Source organism: Acinetobacter legionensis, assembly GCF_048552295.1.
Classification (GTDB): Bacteria; Pseudomonadota; Gammaproteobacteria; order Pseudomonadales; family Moraxellaceae; genus Acinetobacter.
This window is the reverse complement of sequence record NZ_JBIMCW010000009.1, coordinates 26,499-44,170: the sequence shown is the minus strand read 5'-3', so window position 1 is coordinate 44,170 and position 17,672 is coordinate 26,499. Positions and strand designations below refer to the sequence as shown.

The following is a 17,672-nucleotide window of genomic DNA, read 5'->3' as shown; positions in this document are numbered from 1 at the left end:
AATTTACAGTTCTAATGAGATGCCTTGACGAGCACTTTTTATATCCAATGCACTCTTAGAAGTAATTTTAAGATATGATTTTGCAAATATTTTCTGTGATGTCTTGTTTAGGATTATTTCAAAATTTTTAGGTAGATTTATTCCTAGAGGATTGCTTTCTTTAATCGAAAGCTCAGTAAAAACACGTGTTCCCATTATATAATCAAACCACGGACGTGTAACACACCAATTGGCATTTTGATTACTAGCCATATGATGATCATAGTGCCAAGGGATCCGTTTACGCGCATATTCAGGGTCTAGGTGAGATTTTGCATGTACTCGCCAATAATTCCAAATCCCATAGTATAAGCCGGCAGTAAAAAATGGTGCAATGGGTAAAAATACAGTTGAAACCGCGGCTATACCTAACAATGCGGTTTTTTCATTATAAATTTCTGCATTTTTAAACATAGATTCACGATATCCTTCATCATGAAACACATCTGTTCTGGCACGTTTATGATGTGCTATATGTGTGAAGAAAGGGCTATTACGGTGTTTACTTGGAAATTCATGCAACCATACCTTATGTGCATACCATTCAAATCCATTCGCAACTAAAAGGCCAATTGGAAAACCTAACATCTCTAATCCTTTTCAATTAAGAAATAAACATCAGTGTAGAAAAGAACAGCTCATTTTTTTTGACTGAAAAGCTAACTCGTTAAATGTCATTAGAATCAAGTTATAGCTAAAAAATTATTTTTGCTTACGCTGGCGATAATGGGATGGCGTTTCATTTGTCCAGCGTTTAAAGGCACGTGAAAAGGCGGAAGGCTCAGAAAAACCAAGTAAATATACAACTTGATCTATGCTTATATTGGGATTCATCAATAGTTTTTTGGCCATTTTTTCACGGTAAGTTGCCAAAACTTTTTCAAAAGTCGTATTCACTTCTTTAAGATCTGCACGAAGTTTTCGTGGCTGCAGCCCTAAATGTTGGGCAATTAATTTTAAATCTAATTGACCTGATTCTAATAAACCGGAGCTGAGTAAGTTTTCTATATCATTAATTAAATAATATTTATCGACAACTTTCACCTGCTGTTTAGCAACATGCTCATGTATTTTTAATAGCATTGGTTCAGCTGATGCTGAAGCTAAGCTCAATATTTCAGCATCAAAAACTATACAGCCGTGCTGCATACCTAAACGAGTAGGGCATTTCCAGATACGTTGATATTCATCTAAGCTCGCACCTTGTTGGTATGGCAACCATATTTCTTTGGGATTAAAATGATTGTTAGTTATATAGTTCAAAAAATTAAGCATAACGCTTATGGCGCATTCTAGATAATGACGAACTGGGTGCTGAAGATTCGTGATCATTGCATTTTGATTTTCAATGTGTAAATGAGCCACAAAAGCATCAGTAAAAATTTTTTGATAACGCAAAGCTCTTTGTAAGCCGTCCCCAAATGTAGGACTACTCATAAAAATGTATTCTAATATTTCGCCTCTAAAAATGGGGAAATGTTCACCTACATGAAGTCCGATATTTTGATCAGCACTGATTTCTTCAGCTATTTCCCAAAAGCGTTGTTGGGTCGAATTATCTCGCCGAATGGTTTTGTCAGGTGGTTGTTCTGATAATCTTATTTGTGAAAATATCCGATTTGCATCCAAATTCATTTTATTTAGGGTGTGATATGTTAACCAGAGGAAAACACCAGAATCACTAGATTTGTTTTGATCCATAAATCAAAAATACCGATTTCAACATATACAATTAATACTCATAGATCAGGCTACAAATGTATAAAAGTCATGAAAATTTAAGCTTGTTTTATCATCTTAGAGAAAGCCATTTGACTGTTCAATGTCATTGCGTGCTAATTTTAATTATTGTTCTACAATCTAATTTAGCTATTCAACAAATACGCCTAACAATCTTTTTAAAATGTCTTTTATTTCTGAGCTGCCTTCTCAACTAGTCGCTTAAAGCTAGGGCATTGCAAATGCGATGGTGCAGGGCAGTCACCTACGTGGCGAAGTATGTCACGGAGTGCGATCAATTTATGAATTTGAAGATCAATCTCATCGGCTTTTTGATGAATAACACTTGGAGAAAGATCAAGTGCGCCACGACTATCGAACATTGCTGCGATCTCTTTAAGCGAAAAGCCCGCCGATTTTCCCATTGAAATCAAAGTGAGTCGTAACAGAACTTCAGAAGAAAATTGTCTACGTAATCCATGACGAGAAATTGAGAAAATCAAACCGATTTCTTCATAATAGCGTAGTGCTGAAGATTTAATTCCACTTTTTGCTGAAACTACACCAATATCAAGAAATTTCATACTTGACCTCAAGTCAACTTGAATTAGTAGTATGTGATTAAACACCACTGCTGACAAGAGCGCAACATGACAGAGCAGACAGAATCGATAAACAAGACCCAAACTGGAATCACCATCACTTTGGCGTTATCCATGCTATTGGCATCGCTGGGGACAAGCATTGTCAATATCGCCTTACCCACACTTGCTGAGGTATTTCTACTGCCATTTAATCAAATACAGGCTATTGTAATTGGATATCTTGTCTCGCTGACGCTCTCTGTTGTCATTGCTGGACGCTTAGGTGATCGATATGGATGTAAGTCTATGCTGATCGTTGGACTGATTATATTCAGTTTGGCTTCACTGCTATGTAGTGTTGCACCTAACTTATTGATATTGGTTGCTTCACGATCATTTCAAGGAATAGGTGCGGCATTCTTAATGACACTTGCAATGGCACTGACACGTCATACCGTCAGTAAATCACAGTTGGGAAGAGCAATGGGAATGCTTGGAACGATATCAGCTTTAGGTACAGCACTTGGACCAGTGTTGGGTGGGTTTCTGCTTGTTGTGAGCGGTTGGCAAGGCATTTTTGGATTACAGTTTATACTTGCGGGTATCGCGATTATTCTGACTTGGGTACTGCTGCCTAATGATTACATTAAAAAAGAAATTCCTGCACTAACTTCTTTGCAACCAGACACGAACATAACACAAAACCTCATGGTTAATTTGCTGGTTGCCGCCGTTATGATGACCACACTTGTCATTGGACCTTTTTATCTCAGTCTTGGTCTAAACTTGAATCAAATACAAGTGGGTTTGATTATGGGGATTGGGCCAGTGGTTGCTATCTTAAGTGGGATTCCATCGGGTCGACTTGTCGATCGTTGGGGCAGTCGCTATATCGTCACTACAGGGTTGATTTTTCTGATTATCGGTAGCTCGATGCTCGCTATCTTACCGAAATTGATGGGTATAAGTGGCTATATTATGCCGATCATTATTTTGACTTCGGGTTATCAACTGTTTCAGGCAGCCAACAATACCATGACCTTGGCAGATGTTCCCAAAGCTCGACAAGGGATGGTATCAGGACTTCTTAGCTTATCTCGTAATATGGGCTTAATTATCGGGGTTTCAGTGATGGGAGCTATTTTTTCATTTGGTGTCGGCACAAATCAACTCACTCAGGCAACGGCTTTAGCAATCATTGATGGGATGCAATTTACCTTTTTGTGTGCTGGAGCATTGATGATTGTGGGGGTGCTCATCAGTTTTGTCTCATTTCGTAGACAATATTGATAAGAAGGATTTGTAGCGTAATCGTATAAAATGAGCTAGATCTAACAAGCCCTTTTAAGGGCTTGTATGCGTTTATTTTTGTTTGGTTTCAATTAAATCACTTAAATTATAACCTAAGCTTTTAGCATAATTTAAATATTCTTCAGTTGTGGCTGGATCAAGCTGTGGAGATCGACTGAGTAACCATAAATATTTTTTGTTGGGTGTACCGATCAATGCAACTTGATAATTTTCATCCAGCTTTAAAATCCAATAATCACCACGCCCCACAGGTAACCAACGAAGTATTTTTGGTAAAAAACTTACTTTTAATTTGGAGTTCGTAGGCGCGTTTTGTACATATGCTTCGCCAATTGATTGTTGAAGCTTGCCATTTTTATCGTAACAACGATTATCTACTTTGATTGAGCCATTTTCATTTAAGGAATAATCAGCAGTAACGTTATAATCGCATTTATTTTGAAAATACATTGGCTTGCGTGCAATTTCATGCCAAGTACCCAGATACCTCTTTAAATCTACATTTTTAACGGTTTGAATCTTTTCATTTCCTGCATAAGCAAATGCCGCAACACTAAGTAATGCTATTCCACCGACGAGCGTTAATATTTTAAACTTGTTGTTCATGACATAGCCCTATATTTAAGTATTTAATATATATATTCATTATGTCGCGCCTGATGCGGGGATATTGTAATTTTGCTTACAAGTCATGTAGTTTTTTCATGTAAAAATCTCTTCTAAGCAGTCCAAGTTGTCTTTTTCTTGCGATAATTTCATCATGCTGGTAAGGCAGTATTTCAGCCAATTGATCAACAGTTAAATGGTTGTTTTCAATGAGAAAGCAATCTTGATCTGTTGACCAAGCAGAGGATAACAATTGTTTTGTGTTTGGCTTATTTCTATAGGACATGGGATTAAATTCTTTACACCTTAAATGGCTGACAATCAATAAAATTGCGAGTGATTGAATTTTAACGCTCTGCACTTTTAGCGATATAAATTTGATATATTTATATCAAATTTTGATTTTGTTACTTAATCAAGATTTTAATATGTACTTTAGAAAAACTCAAATTTTAATTGTTATCGATAAATTGAGAGGGTGATATAAGATATAAATAGTTTATGATCGGCTTAAACTAAGAACGATGAAGTAAGTTTATGAAAAATATAACAATGATATTATTGCTTATGCTTACAGGCTGTATTACACCAAATCCTCATAGTTTGTTATTGATGAAACAAGAAAAACAAATTGAAGTTATGTTTGAGCAACTGAATAACGAAAATACCAGTAATGAGGTAAATAGAGCATTATTATGTGGTGAATATGAGCGTGTCTATAAAAAACAATACCTGCCTGCTTTAAGAAAATATGACAAGTCCTTGGGGCAAGAAAAACCCAAACAATATTATTTGGATGAACTGAATAACACACTTACTCAATACTTAGAACTGAAAAAAATAACGTGTTAAGGCTTTTTAGTTTGTTCAGTCTTTATGTTGAGTTTCTTCCATTTTCTGATTTGAACTCTAAAGTTGCTGAAAGGGGCGACAGTGTTGATATGAATCCATTTATACAGTGGCCAGTTGGCAGGTGTGATTGCCCATTTACGTTGATTTATTTCAAATAGTTCTTCATCTGTTAGATTTTCAATCCAGCCTGTGACTTCTTTGACCCGTTTAGACAATAACTGAGTATTTTCTTTTAATGAATACTGGGCATAGGTTTGATAAAAATTTTGATATAGACTTGCTAAGTTATTCCATTTATAGCCTTCTTTTGGCATTGAAACGGAGAAACCTGCAAGTTCTTTGCTTTCCCATTCTAATAATAAATTTACCCATCCTAATTGATAGGCTAAATTTTGGGCAGGGGTTTTATCTACACCTGCAACTTTATGATCTTTTAAGTCTTCAGATATTTCTTCAAATTCTGTTAAATATTGCTTTAATGAATTATTGATTGCAACAATCAGTTCCTGTTTAGATTGGTAGGTTTTCATCTATTCAATATTCCCCAAATAAATACAATACTGTTTATATTTAATGCATGTTTAGATCTAATTTATTTTAACTATGACAATGATGGAGCAACTCATTACCGTAGTGAATATACAGTAATGAGTCTGAAATTTATATCAATAGAAAATCAGTTATTCCAGAAGGCTTATGTATTGTTTACGTTCAACCGCAGTTATTCAAAATTATTTAGCAGTAGCTTGTTCATCGCCTTGCGCACTTCTAAATAACTTCCACTCATCAACCACTGTTCCATTTGGAAGCTTACAATATCCTGCTTCATTTCCTAATGCATCTTTTTTAATCTGAGACTCGCCTCCCATTTTTTGACAATACACACTTGCGGGATTAGCCATGCCAAGCGGTTTAGCATTTTGAGTATTTACTTCAGGGGTAGAACAGGCAGAAAGAAGTGTTGTCATGAGCACAGATGTGCCAATATATATTTTATTCATTGCAAATAAAGTCTTTGTTTTAAAGTATGAAGTATAATTAAATTAGCAAGTTTTAATGTATCTACTCTGTATAATCCTGTAGCTCAAAATAATGATGAGTACGACTTAGTATAAAGTTTAATTAAATAATATTATGTATAAATAAAGAAAATCTTTTAAATGTAAATGGTATAGTCAGTTAAATATAATAGTAAGTTAAATATGGGCAACGCAGTATTGATATTACACTTACACCAACACCGTATTTATGGGTGGAGACTAAATAGGGTATAAAAAGCACGAAACAGTAAAGTCTATTTCATGCTGATATAGATAAACAGATTATACATTTAAGTGTTTGATAAAATGCTCTAAAATCAGGGGTGATTTTAATTCTAGATTTGGCGCATATTTTTCATTTTCAGTTCGTAAATGAGGAATATTTAAGGCAGCTTTACGCAATTCACAAGTATGACCAATCAGCCATTTTTCCATATCCTCTGCTGCAACTTCGACATGGAATTGTAGTGCTAAGATATTTTGACCAACTCTAAATGCCTGATTTGTATAAATTGCAGAGCTTGCAAGTAATTCAGCCTGTACTGGCAAGTCAAACGTATCACCATGCCAATGTAAAACTTCGGTATTTACGAGTGGCAATAATGGATTATTTTGAGCCAGATTTAGCTTCAATTGACTCCAGCCAATTTCTTTTTGATGGCCTGCATAAACCTTTGCACCCAAAGCATGTGCAATCAATTGTGCACCTAAGCAAATACCAAGCGTTGGTAAATTCTTGGCTAAACGTTGTTTAAGATAAGTGATTTCATCATTTAAAAAAGGATAATCCTCAGTTTCATAAACACCAATTGGACCACCTAGAACGACGACTAAACCTTCAAATGCAAATGCTTGCTTTAAATCATCTATACCTGCTTCAAAATAACGTATGCGATAGCCCAAATCATAAAAAGTGTCTTCAAGAATACCTAAATCTTCAAAAGCTAAATGTTGAATGGCATAGATTGTCTTCGGCAAAGCGTATGTGGAGGAAGTCATGGTTTTATGATGATTTAACGAGAATATCGCTAATTTATACTAGATTCTATTGGGTTGAAAACTAAATTTATGATGTGATTTGCAACATAGAATAAATACAGTGTTTGCTTGATTCCAAAATGGTCGATTTAACCGAATCATCAGAAACACTTCTTGCTATGAGTATAGCACCTACCAGTTGACATAAGACGCCCCAGGCTTTTTCTTCACTTCCGAGGCGTTGAGTAAATAGGGCATGACCGCGCTGTAATTCTTGTTGATAGCGTTGTTTAATCTCCTCATCAGAACGTGCGACTTCTGTGGCGAGTGTTGGCAGTACACAACCATGATTTGGATGTTCAACATGAGAGAGGGTTAAGTAACGATTGAGTTCAAATTCAATCCATAACTCAGCCTGATTATGAGGATTGCTTTGCCACAGCTGAATGCTATTTTTAAGTTCATTTTCAACCAATGCTTTAAACAAATCCTGCTTGGAAGAAAAATGTGAATAGAATGCACCACTGGTCACGCCAGCAGCTTTCATAAAGCCATCTACACCGGTTGCAGCAAAGCCATCTTTTTTGGCAAGCTGTCCACTGATTTTTAATAGTTCTTTTCTTTTTTCTTCTTTATATCCAGATTTGTATCGCATATTTTCCTCGATCAAATTTTCCTTGACGCTCTTGTAAAACTATAACATAGTGATCGTTATAATAACGATCGTTATGCAAAAAGGGAAGCATGATATGCAAGATGAAATAACAACATCAAATCAGAAAGTTGCATTGATTATTGGAGCAGGTGATGCAACAGGTGGCGCAATTGCGAAACGTTTTGCCAAAGGGGGATATATTAGTTGTATGACCCGTCGCAATGCTGACAAGTTACAACCACTGATTGATGAAATTGAACAGGCTGGCGGGACAGCATATGGTTTTGCATCAGATGCTCGAAAAGAACAGCAAGTTATACAATTAATCGAAGAAATTGAAAGCAATATTGGTGAAATAGAGGTACTGGTTTTTAATATCGGTGCCAATGTCCCATGTAGCATCCTTGAAGAAACAGCGCGTAAATATTTTAAAATATGGGAAATGGCCTGTTTTTCTGCTTTTTTAACTGGTCGTGAAGTGGCGAAACGAATGGTAAGCCGACAACGCGGGACATTGATCTTTACAGGTGCGACTGCTGGTCTACGTGGTGCTGCTTATTTTTCAGCATTTGCAGGGGCAAAGCATGCACTTAGAGCTTTGGCACAGAGTATGGCGCGTGAACTTGGTCCACAGAATATTCATGTGGCTCATGTGGTAGTTGATGGTGCAATTGATACAGATTTTATTAAAAACAGTTTTCCTGATCTTTATGAGAAAAAAGACCAAGATGGTATTTTAAATCCTGAACATATTGCTGAAAATTATTGGCATCTTGCCCAGCAACCACGTGATGCATGGACGCATGAGCTAGATTTACGCCCTTGGATGGAAAAATGGTAAGTCACTTTATATTAGTAAGTTTTTTGTATGAGTAGGTTAATATAGCTAGATGACTTATCTCGATATAGCGAGAGTAAGAAGTCATGATTTAAGTTTTTTCTAGAATTATTTTTACAGTAGTACGATAAAAATATGATCAGTACAGTTAAGGAATAACACTGAATGAAACAGGTAGAATTTTATTTTGATTTGGGTAGCCCATATAGTTATTTAGGCTTTTATCAGATTCAAAAAATTGCAAAACAAAATCAAGCACAAGTGATCTGGAAGCCGATCTTGCTTGGTGGCATTTTTAAAGCCACAGGGAACAGCAGTCCAATGGCTGTGCCAGCAAAAGCCAGTTATTCGATGATCGATATGGGGCGTTGGTCAAAACTCTGGAATATTCCAATACAAATGAATCCCTATTTTCCAATTAATACTTTAAATCTGATGCGCGTGATTACAGCAGTTCAGCTTTATCAAGCTGAAAAATTCTTAACAGTGTTAAACGCTTTATTTGATGCAATGTTTGGGCATCCGCGTAATTTAAATGATATCAATGAATTTATTACCTTGCTTCAATCATTGGGTTTTAGTACAGAGCAGGTTCAAACTTGGCTTTCAGATGAACAGGTTAAAGCCCAACTAAAAAATATCACAGAAGAAGCCATTGGGCGTGGTGTTTTTGGTGCACCGACATGGTTTATTGGAGATGAAATGTTTTGGGGTGTTGATCATCTTCACTTTGTTGAGATGGAATTGGCTTAATCTTGATAAATACGCTTTTAAATTCTGATTCTATTATTTAGATGCTAGCATTAGAGAATTGCGTTGTATTGTGTTACAGCTAGCCATGCCACACAGTTATTCTATAGAAAGCCAAACTGCATTGAATCAGAAAAATATTTGATGAAGAAAGCTAATCGTAAATATAGAGGATTAAACATAAAAATGCTGTAATAGTGCAAGGATTAGTGCCAAAGTGAATACGGATAAAAGTGTTTGCATGCTGATGCTTGCCGCCATTAATTGATGATCGCCGTTTAATAGTTTGGTTAAGATATATGCGGAAGATGCGGTTGGGATAGAAAAGAAAATCATGATAGCAATCACGGCGGCATGACTTAGCTCAAAAAACTGCAAACAGATAAAGGCAATAAGCGGGATCAGCAATAATCTGATTAGGCTAATGAGCAAAGACTTTTTCAGATAAATTCTGAGGGTCGAAAATTGAATTGCTGTTCCTACACATAATAAGCCTAACATCAGACTACTACTTGAAAAAGCATTTAACAGATTTGCAAAGCCAGACCAAATAGGGATGTTTAAAAGATTAAATGTAATTCCCAATATACAAGAGCTGATCAGTGGGTTTTTGATTAAAGACCAGAATATATTTTTAATGTTCTGTTGATCTTTATCTGTCAGAGAAAGGATCGAAATAACATTAACCAAGGGAATTGCTATAGCAAGGATATTTACCAAGATACTTTTGATTTCAGCATTATTAAGTGTTGTGGCAATCGAGAGTCCGAGATAGGTATTAAAACGAATCAAGCTTTGGACATATACACCGATCTGGGCAATAGGTGTTCGGTTTAACTTTGCAAACAGATAAACGCCAGCAATGATCATGGCCATAATTAAAAAAATGACTGTAAGAATACTGTTGAGATGCCCCATATTCATATCTGCATTTGCAAGAGAACTAAACAATAAGGCTGGAAATAAAATATAGTAATTTAGCTTTTCTGCGCCATTCCAGAATTTTTCATCAAGTATATGTGACTGGAAAAGATAAAAACCTAAACCAATCAGGGCGATGGATGGGAAAAGAATAGTAATCATTTGTAGCATGATGAACGCTCTATGCAGAACCTAATTCGACCAAGTCCCACCCACTGATTTTTTTCATCTGTAAGCTAAACCCAAGTAAATTTTAATCAAGAATATGACTTATGCCTATTCATGGTAAAATGAGTCTTTACTCATGGATAGAGTAGCGATGACATTTACTCAACTGACTATTTTTGCCGTGTTAGCTGAACAGAAAAGCTTTACTGTTACAGCTCAGCGTTTGCAAATTTCTCAATCTGCGATTTCTCATGCAATTAAATGCTTAGAACAAGATTGGTCGGTCACATTGTTTTATCGCAATCATAATGAAGTTGAGTTAACTGAATCGGGTATACGGCTTTTAGTGCATGTGAAAGAAATTTTGAATATTTCCAATGTCCTAAAGCAAGAAATCTCCGATATACAAGGATTTCATTCTGGAACTTTAAGAATTGGATCTTTTGGTGCTTCATCTTCTAATGTACTTATTCCCTTAATTCTAGAAAAATTTAGTTTAAAATATCCAAATATTGAAGTGTTTATTAAAGAAGGAACGGATAAAGATATTACTCAATGGATTCATGATCGTACTATTGATGTTGGATTTGTAGTTTTACCCGAAGAACGCTTTGATACTTTTCCTGTGATTGAGGATATTTTTGTAGCACTTATTCCAAAGTCCTATGCACGATCACAGCAAAGTGCAGTTCGATTGGATGAATTGGCAGAATATCCTTTTTTAATGACCTCAGCAGGCAGTCAAAACCATGTCACAGAGATGTTTAGAAAAGCCAATCTGAGTCCAAAAATTAAATGTTATTTTTCTCAAATTTTGACCATTATTAATATGGTTAACAATGGTGCAGGTGTTTCAATTGTTGCTGATATGGCATTGAATAAAGAGTTAATGACACTGTTTCCCAATGTGCAAAAATTACCTTTATCACCCAATATTAAGCGGTCTATTAGTCTGGCAGTGAAGAATAAAAAACAGATGAGTCCAATTACGCAGGCATTTATTGATATTGCACAAATGGTTTAGCATTTTATCGTGAACGTTTCGCAGAAGAATAAATGACGAGTCTAAACACAGCATGAATGATTTGATTTATAAATTCATAGAACGTCCTAAAACAGCATTTATACTATGTGGCTGTGTTGCTAACCTATCCTTATGGGCAATTAGTCATATCAAAAGTTTTAGTATTTTATGGGTAATATGCTTCTTTGTTTTTACCGCATTTTCTGCATTGTTTTTGTCTGTTTATTTGATGGAATTTGTTGAGAAAAAACCAAGATACAAGATCTACTTTCAACTGTTGTTTTATATACTTTTGATCATTTTATATTTAGCATTGAATACTTATAAATCTGTTTTAGATCAGAAATTTCTTCCACAAAGTTTAGTGATGTCTGTGATTGTGTTTTTCACAATGTTATTGATGATGAATTTAAGAGTCGTGGTTGGATATAGTTTCGAACATATTAAAATGTTATGGAAAAGACCTAAATAATTTTGCTGCTGATCTCAGTATATCTGTTTGAACGCATTGGTTTATTCAACTAAACAAACAATACGAAACAGGCAATAAAGGAATGTGTTGATGAATTTAGAAACATTACAAAGGCAAATTTGCAAAAAATATGAATCAAAATATATGGAATTTAATCTGTCGGATAGGGTTGCAATTGCATTACAGAGTCTAGGCCAACAACCGATTTATGCAGTTCGAGTTGCGCTTAAAAAACAAGACAATGTTTCTTGGTTTATTCACTGTGGAGAATATTCTTCAGCTGATGATTTTTATCAACCGCTGCATGCCTCACATTTACAGTAATATTTACCTGAAATTTTACCTTATTTGGCGCTTGAGCACGGTTATCATGTCATTATTGATAAGCATGGCTATGAAGATGTTTGGATGAATCCAACAACCGACTAAATTTAGCGAATCATCGCAATCTGTATAAAATAATGAATGAATTGACAGTTATAAGGATTAAACAGCATCTTAATCATGACTAAAAAAAGCGAACCGAAGTTCACTTTTTTAAAGTGTAAATCAACTATAGAACTTAGAAGAAGCCCATTGCTTTGGTTGAATAGCTAACCAATAAATTCTTGGTTTGTTGATAATGATCAAGCATCATCTTGTGGTTTTCACGGCCAATACCAGATTTCTTATAACCACCAAATGCTGCATGTGCAGGGTAGATATGGTAGCAGTTGGTCCATACACGACCAGCTTCAATCGCACGACCCGCACGATAAGAGGTATGCGCAGAACGAGACCATACACCAGCGCCTAAGCCATACATCGTATCATTGGCAATTCTGATTGCATCATCATAATCTTTAAATGTTGCTACAGAGAGAACTGGTCCAAAAATTTCTTCTTGGAAAATCTTCATACTGTTGTCGCCTTTGAAAATGGTAGGTTCAATATAGAAACCTTGACCGACTTCCTGACGATCGCCACCCCCTGTAAGCAGTTGAGCACCTTCAGCACGACCTGTTGCAATACAACCCAAGATTTTGTCTTGTTGCTCTTGAGATGCCTGAGCACCAATCATGGTGTCTGTGTCTAAAGGATGTCCAGTTTTGATGCGTTTTACACGTTCAACTGCCATTTCAAGGAATTTATCTGCAATACTTTCTTGAACCAATGCACGTGATGGGCAAGTACATACTTCACCTTGGTTTAAGGCGAACATGGCAAAGCCTTCAAGCGCTTTGTCTAAATAATCATCATCTTTATCCATGACATCTTCAAAGAAAATGTTTGGTGATTTACCACCAAGCTCAAGCGTTACAGGAATAATATTTTCAGTTGCATATTGCATGATCATTTGACCAACCGCAGTAGAACCTGTAAAGGCAATTTTAGCAATACGTGGATTGGTAGCCAGTGGGCGACCCACTTCAACGCCGTAACCATTGACAATATTTAAAACGCCTGGCGGTAAAATATCTTGAATGAGTTCTGCAACTACTAAAATACTTGATGGTGTTTGTTCAGCAGGTTTAAGTACAATACAGTTACCCGCTGCAAGTGCTGGTGCAAGTTTCCATGCTGCCATAAGAATAGGGAAATTCCATGGAATGATCTGACCCACTACACCTAAAGGTTCATGGAAGTGGTAAGCAATGGTATCTTCATCAATTTCAGAGATACCACCTTCTTGTGCACGTAAACAACCTGCAAAATAACGGAAATGGTCAATTGCTAAAGGAATATCGGCTGCCAATGTTTCACGAATTGGCTTACCATTTTCCCATGTTTCTGCAACCGCCAGTAATTCTAAATTTTCTTCTAAACGATCTGCTATTTTCAGTAGTACATTTGAACGTGTTGTTGGAGATGCTTTGTTCCATGAAGCTTTGGCTTTATGTGCTGCATCTAATGCAAGTTCGATATCTTCCGCGGAAGAACGTGGAATTTTGGTAAAGGCTTTACCATCTACAGGAGAGACATTATCAAAATATTGCCCTTTAACCGGTGCTACCCATTTGCCATCAATAAAGTTTTCATATTGGGCTTTGAACTGTACTTTTGAACCAGGTTGATTTGGATCTACATAACGCATAAGAGTATCCCTTTACTTATATTCATGATCATTCATGATGTGTTTAATATGGCATGTATGAACAATGATTGTTTACATGATGGATTGAGCATAGAGAGTCAAAGGTAGGGAAAAGGTTGGATGAAATCCTAGAGTCATTTGCGCTATGCTTTAATCTTTGGCAATATTTTCTTGTTTATTAGAAAATTGCTAAATATTGGAAAAAATTGGTTTTATTCTACAGCTTTGGTATGAGTTGTGTTGACTCAGGTTAAGCTCACTATGTTAATGTGCTAGAGTAATTTATAAGCAGGTCCGCTGGATAAAAACAACAGAGAAAGGATAGGATATTTTTTAACGAATTACAGAGGAAGTAGCGTATGTTAAGCCAACAAGAGTTATCAAATAAACGGAGTTTAATTGAGCAGTTACGCCAAAGCAGTAGTTTGTCTTTAAAACATGCTGATCAACTCGGACAGAGTATTGCAAGTTCATGGCAACGTTCCAACTCAGCTGCGATTCCCAAAGATCGTGATGCTGCACCTTTGATGAATGTAAAACAAGAAAGAAAAACGCTGTTAGAAAAAGCAATAGAACATTGTCGGGATGAATTAACTCATATCGCAGAACAGTCAGCAATGGTTGCTGCAGTAGGGGATATCGGTAGTACTATTATTTGGTCAGCCGCAAGTGGGCAAATGCGCAATGCTGCAGAACGTGTCCATTTTATTGCTGGTGGACAATGGCGTGAAGATTTGGTGGGAACTAATGCTTTGGCACTGTCATTAAAAACCCAACAATCCAGTTGTGTGTTTTCCAACGAGCATTTTATGTCTTCTGTGCATGACTGGGTTTGTTATGCCTCTCCAATTATAGATCCATATTCCAAACAAGTTTTAGGGGTCATTGATCTTTCAACCACATGGAATCATCACAATAGTTTGGGATTATTGGCGGCTGAGCGCTGTGCCTCGATTATTCAATCGGCATTGCTAGAGTTTCAACAACAACATTTATTTATCCGTGCTTTTGCTGTGCCACAAGTGTTGTTCAATGGCAAGATTGTGGTATTGACACCACGACAAATTGAAATTTTGACCATTCTTGCGTTGTGCCCTCAAGGGATGAATCTGGAAAATTTACATCAAGCGTTGTATGGTGAACGAAAAGTGAGTGTCGGCACATTAAAAGCAGAAATGTCGCAGTTGCGTGATATCTTGGGCGGCATGCTGGGTTCACGGCCTTATCGTTTATTGGCACATGTTGAAGCAGATTTCTTGCAAGCAGAGAATGCTTTAGATGCGGGTTATACCGAATCCGCTTTAAAATTATGTAAAGGTGTATTTTTAGCTAAAACCGAAAGTCCTTTTTTATCTGCATGGCGAGATTGCCTCGAATCACGCCTAAGTGAAGCGATTTTTAAAGCCAATGAAACAGATGCTTTATTAAAACACCTTGCACATTTTCCAGAAGCGATTGATGCCGTTGAACGTCTAATTGAACTTACACCAGACGGGCATCCTGCTCATCAAATTCTAATGAAATATAAAGATGAGCATTGATTTTGCAGGATACTTTTAACTGATCATTTGCTTGCAAAGAAAAATGGATTTGAGCCTTTAAGGTTGCTTTTGAGCTAACCATGAAAAAAGTTGATGATAAACTTCTCTTCTGACTTCTGGTGCCGATAAAACCAAGTCATGTAGTCCATTTTGAATGGTCATGACATTAACATCGCCCTGTATTTTACCTGCATCTCTGACGATGTCTTTGACCTCTAAAATAACATCAGTGCTTTGAGCATCTCGGTTAAATTTCTTAGGATAGGTTGTTCTGTGAGAATGCATCACTAAGGTTGGTACATTGATCTGTACACCTGCATGAATTTCTTTTTGGGCTTCAAAAATTGCATGCACAAAGCTTAAATATACTTTGGGGTAAGTTGGTTTTTTCCACTCTAAGCTGAAATCCCATTCGCCTTGCAAATCTTTATGCAGACTGGTGACATACCATTTATTTAATTCACTTGGAAACTTTAAATTAGGTAAGCGTTTGCCCATTGCGCTGAGTTTGGGGAGGGCTAATTTTTTCTTCCAAGCAGGCATATTAAAGTCATAAAAAGGACTATTGCACCATAAGGCTTGAATAAGGGGATGTTGTGGATAATGTGCTGCATATAATGTTGCGATCAATCCACCTGTAGAATGTCCTGCCAGTAACACCTCAGTGTGGCCTTCCTGACCAATAATCTTTAATGCTTGCGTGATTTCTTCATCATATTCATTCAAATTTAGAACATAATAATATTTTTGATGTGGTAGGTAAGAACGACCATATTTTCTTAAATCAAGTGCATAAAAATCATAATCATGTTGATTAAATTGTTCAGCCATTTCTGTTTGAAAGAAATAATCGATAAAACCATGGATATAGAGCACCGCTTTCTTGGTCGCTTGAGCTGCTTGTTTGCGTACCAAAGTCGCAATGACTTTACCATCATAGTCATTTGGTAAGTTTATGGTTAGTTTTTCATAATCCGTACCAAGGGTATCAGGTTGATATTCAATAGATTGAGTGGTCATAGCGTATTCCTGAATTTTATAGAAAAATGAAATCCGAAAAATTACAGATAGTCTTTTACCAGCGCATAGGATTCATCATATAGTTTTTGTGCCAACTTTATATCTTTGGCCCTGCCTGATTTAAACGCTGGAGTTTGTAAACTCACATAATCACCATTTCGCTTTTCCCATGACGGATCAAAAGCAATTTTTTTAATTAATTCGGCAGGCTTAGATGGTGGAATAAGACCAAGTTTAATGATTGCATATTGCCATTTGGGTAATTCACGATAAATCTCAGAATCTACGCCACCTGGATGTAATGCATTGCTGGTGACATGACTTCCATATAGTTGTTTGGCGAGGATATTACTAAAGAGCAGATTAGCTAATTTACTATTGCCATAGCTCAAAACACCATTGTATTTCTTCACTTGATCCGCGTTAAAGTTTTCAGGTTGGATACGACCTAAAAGATGCATCATTGAAGCCAAATGAATTACACGACCTTGTTGGGCTTTTTGAACCAATGGAAGAAGTTTCAATGTCCAAAGAAAAGGCCCCAGATAATTTACCCCAAACTGTTTTTCAAAACCATCAGCTGTGGCCTCAAGATCAGGTGTCATCATGCCAGCATTGTTGACTAATACATCAATTTTTTCATATTTAGCAATAATTTCATTGGCTGCTTGGTTAATTTGTTCAAGACTATTTAAATCAAGGTGAATTACGTCTACTTGACCTGTACCGAATGACTCTAAATGTTGCTGTGCTGTTTTGGCTTTTTCTGGATTACGACAAGCAATGATCACATGGTGACCATCCTTAATAAAGGTTTCTGCAGTTGCAAGCCCGATTCCGGTATTTGCACCCGTGATGATGATGGTTTTACTTGTTGTTGTCATTGCTGAAATAATCCGCTGATGTTTTAAGCATCATAGTCATAGATTGTGACTTTATCAATATATCTGACAATAATGATTGTCATTTTTTATAAGCGTATAAAAAAGGAATATTACTAAAGTAATATTCCTGAGTATCAAGCACACTTCATTGTATTTGGCCTAAAAGGTTCTTAGGCTGAGTAGAAAGAAAGCGGAT

The 17,672-nt window shown here is 36.4% G+C and carries 19 protein-coding genes and 1 pseudogene; 7 read left to right on the top strand and 13 right to left on the bottom strand.

What is annotated here, in order from left to right:
• Positions 1 to 3: 3 nt before the first annotated feature.
• The 3 genes from ACG916_RS08950 to ACG916_RS08940 form a co-directional block, all read right to left on the bottom strand.
• Positions 4 to 627: a sterol desaturase family protein gene (locus ACG916_RS08950; protein ID WP_419327796.1), complete on the bottom strand. Its 624-nt coding sequence runs from the start codon at positions 625 to 627 to the stop codon at positions 4 to 6.
• Between the two features lie 114 nt (positions 628 to 741).
• On the bottom strand, positions 742 to 1,740 hold the full coding sequence (locus tag ACG916_RS08945; RefSeq protein ID WP_336954216.1) for an AraC family transcriptional regulator: 999 nt from the start codon (positions 1,738 to 1,740) through the stop codon (positions 742 to 744).
• Between the two features lie 209 nt (positions 1,741 to 1,949).
• Positions 1,950 to 2,342 (bottom strand): helix-turn-helix domain-containing protein, encoded by a 393-nt coding sequence (locus tag ACG916_RS08940; protein WP_419327797.1) that lies wholly within the window; start codon positions 2,340 to 2,342, stop codon positions 1,950 to 1,952.
• 66 nt (positions 2,343 to 2,408) lie between these two features.
• Here ACG916_RS08940 and ACG916_RS08935 point away from each other — a divergent pair, with 66 nt between their 5' ends.
• Positions 2,409 to 3,632 carry an MFS transporter gene (locus tag ACG916_RS08935; RefSeq protein WP_419327798.1) on the top strand — a complete coding sequence of 408 codons (1,224 nt, stop codon included), beginning with the start codon at positions 2,409 to 2,411 and terminating at the stop codon, positions 3,630 to 3,632.
• Between the two features lie 72 nt (positions 3,633 to 3,704).
• On the opposite strand, the gene ACG916_RS08930 is transcribed toward ACG916_RS08935, so the two are convergent.
• Together ACG916_RS08930 and ACG916_RS08925 are read right to left on the bottom strand one after the other, a co-directional pair.
• Positions 3,705 to 4,259 carry a lipocalin family protein gene (locus ACG916_RS08930; protein WP_336954213.1) on the bottom strand — a complete coding sequence of 185 codons (555 nt, stop codon included), beginning with the start codon at positions 4,257 to 4,259 and terminating at the stop codon, positions 3,705 to 3,707.
• 76 nt (positions 4,260 to 4,335) lie between these two features.
• A complete protein-coding gene (locus ACG916_RS08925; RefSeq protein WP_336954212.1) occupies positions 4,336 to 4,545 on the bottom strand; it encodes an acyl-CoA thioesterase in 210 nt (69 codons plus the stop codon).
• Between the two features lie 251 nt (positions 4,546 to 4,796).
• On the opposite strand from ACG916_RS08925, the gene ACG916_RS08920 reads away from it, so the two are divergent.
• On the top strand, positions 4,797 to 5,111 hold the full coding sequence (locus ACG916_RS08920; RefSeq protein ID WP_419327799.1) for a hypothetical protein: 315 nt from the start codon (positions 4,797 to 4,799) through the stop codon (positions 5,109 to 5,111).
• Here ACG916_RS08920 and ACG916_RS08915 read toward each other — a convergent pair.
• The 4 genes from ACG916_RS08915 to ACG916_RS08900 form a co-directional block, all read right to left on the bottom strand.
• On the bottom strand, positions 5,108 to 5,641 hold the full coding sequence (locus tag ACG916_RS08915; RefSeq protein WP_419327800.1) for a ClbS/DfsB family four-helix bundle protein: 534 nt from the start codon (positions 5,639 to 5,641) through the stop codon (positions 5,108 to 5,110). The genes ACG916_RS08920 and ACG916_RS08915 overlap by 4 nt on opposite strands.
• A gap of 201 nt (positions 5,642 to 5,842) precedes the next feature.
• Positions 5,843 to 6,079, bottom strand: a complete 237-nt coding sequence (locus tag ACG916_RS08910; protein WP_419368182.1) for a putative hemolysin — start codon at positions 6,077 to 6,079, stop codon at positions 5,843 to 5,845.
• Between the two features lie 354 nt (positions 6,080 to 6,433).
• Positions 6,434 to 7,150 (bottom strand): glutamine amidotransferase, encoded by a 717-nt coding sequence (locus ACG916_RS08905; protein WP_419327802.1) that lies wholly within the window; start codon positions 7,148 to 7,150, stop codon positions 6,434 to 6,436.
• Between the two features lie 67 nt (positions 7,151 to 7,217).
• Positions 7,218 to 7,784, bottom strand: coding sequence for a TetR/AcrR family transcriptional regulator (locus ACG916_RS08900; protein ID WP_336954207.1), 567 nt, complete (start codon positions 7,782 to 7,784; stop codon positions 7,218 to 7,220).
• 94 nt (positions 7,785 to 7,878) lie between these two features.
• On the opposite strand from ACG916_RS08900, the gene ACG916_RS08895 reads away from it, so the two are divergent.
• Both ACG916_RS08895 and ACG916_RS08890 read left to right on the top strand, forming a co-directional pair.
• Positions 7,879 to 8,625, top strand: a complete 747-nt coding sequence (locus tag ACG916_RS08895; protein WP_096734377.1) for an SDR family oxidoreductase — start codon at positions 7,879 to 7,881, stop codon at positions 8,623 to 8,625.
• A gap of 162 nt (positions 8,626 to 8,787) precedes the next feature.
• The gene (locus ACG916_RS08890; RefSeq protein ID WP_336954206.1) at positions 8,788 to 9,375 is read left to right on the top strand and encodes a 2-hydroxychromene-2-carboxylate isomerase; all 588 of its coding nucleotides are present in this window, start codon (positions 8,788 to 8,790) and stop codon (positions 9,373 to 9,375) included.
• 171 nt (positions 9,376 to 9,546) lie between these two features.
• Here the strand turns inward: ACG916_RS08890 and ACG916_RS08885 are convergent, their stop codons facing one another.
• Positions 9,547 to 10,464: an AEC family transporter gene (locus ACG916_RS08885; protein WP_336954204.1), complete on the bottom strand. Its 918-nt coding sequence runs from the start codon at positions 10,462 to 10,464 to the stop codon at positions 9,547 to 9,549.
• 148 nt (positions 10,465 to 10,612) lie between these two features.
• Here ACG916_RS08885 and ACG916_RS08880 point away from each other — a divergent pair, with 148 nt between their 5' ends.
• Together ACG916_RS08880 and ACG916_RS08875 are read left to right on the top strand one after the other, a co-directional pair.
• Complete coding sequence (locus ACG916_RS08880; RefSeq protein ID WP_336954288.1) at positions 10,613 to 11,485, top strand: LysR family transcriptional regulator; 873 nt, start codon at positions 10,613 to 10,615, stop codon at positions 11,483 to 11,485.
• 562 nt (positions 11,486 to 12,047) lie between these two features.
• Positions 12,048 to 12,386: pseudogene (locus ACG916_RS08875) on the top strand (immunity protein Imm33 domain-containing protein).
• Positions 12,387 to 12,519: 133 nt separating this feature from the next.
• Here the strand turns inward: ACG916_RS08875 and exaC are convergent.
• Positions 12,520 to 14,031, bottom strand: coding sequence for an acetaldehyde dehydrogenase ExaC (gene exaC / locus ACG916_RS08870; RefSeq protein WP_004719517.1), 1,512 nt, complete (start codon positions 14,029 to 14,031; stop codon positions 12,520 to 12,522).
• Between the two features lie 359 nt (positions 14,032 to 14,390).
• On the opposite strand from exaC, the gene ACG916_RS08865 reads away from it, so the two are divergent.
• The gene (locus tag ACG916_RS08865) at positions 14,391 to 15,572 is read left to right on the top strand and encodes a sigma-54-dependent transcriptional regulator family protein (protein WP_336954201.1); all 1,182 of its coding nucleotides are present in this window, start codon (positions 14,391 to 14,393) and stop codon (positions 15,570 to 15,572) included.
• Positions 15,573 to 15,629: 57 nt separating this feature from the next.
• On the opposite strand, the gene ACG916_RS08860 is transcribed toward ACG916_RS08865, so the two are convergent.
• Positions 15,630 to 16,592, bottom strand: coding sequence for an alpha/beta hydrolase (locus tag ACG916_RS08860; protein ID WP_419368183.1), 963 nt, complete (start codon positions 16,590 to 16,592; stop codon positions 15,630 to 15,632).
• Between the two features lie 41 nt (positions 16,593 to 16,633).
• Positions 16,634 to 17,476: an SDR family oxidoreductase gene (locus tag ACG916_RS08855; RefSeq protein WP_419327804.1), complete on the bottom strand. Its 843-nt coding sequence runs from the start codon at positions 17,474 to 17,476 to the stop codon at positions 16,634 to 16,636.
• Positions 17,477 to 17,672: the final 196 nt, after the last annotated feature.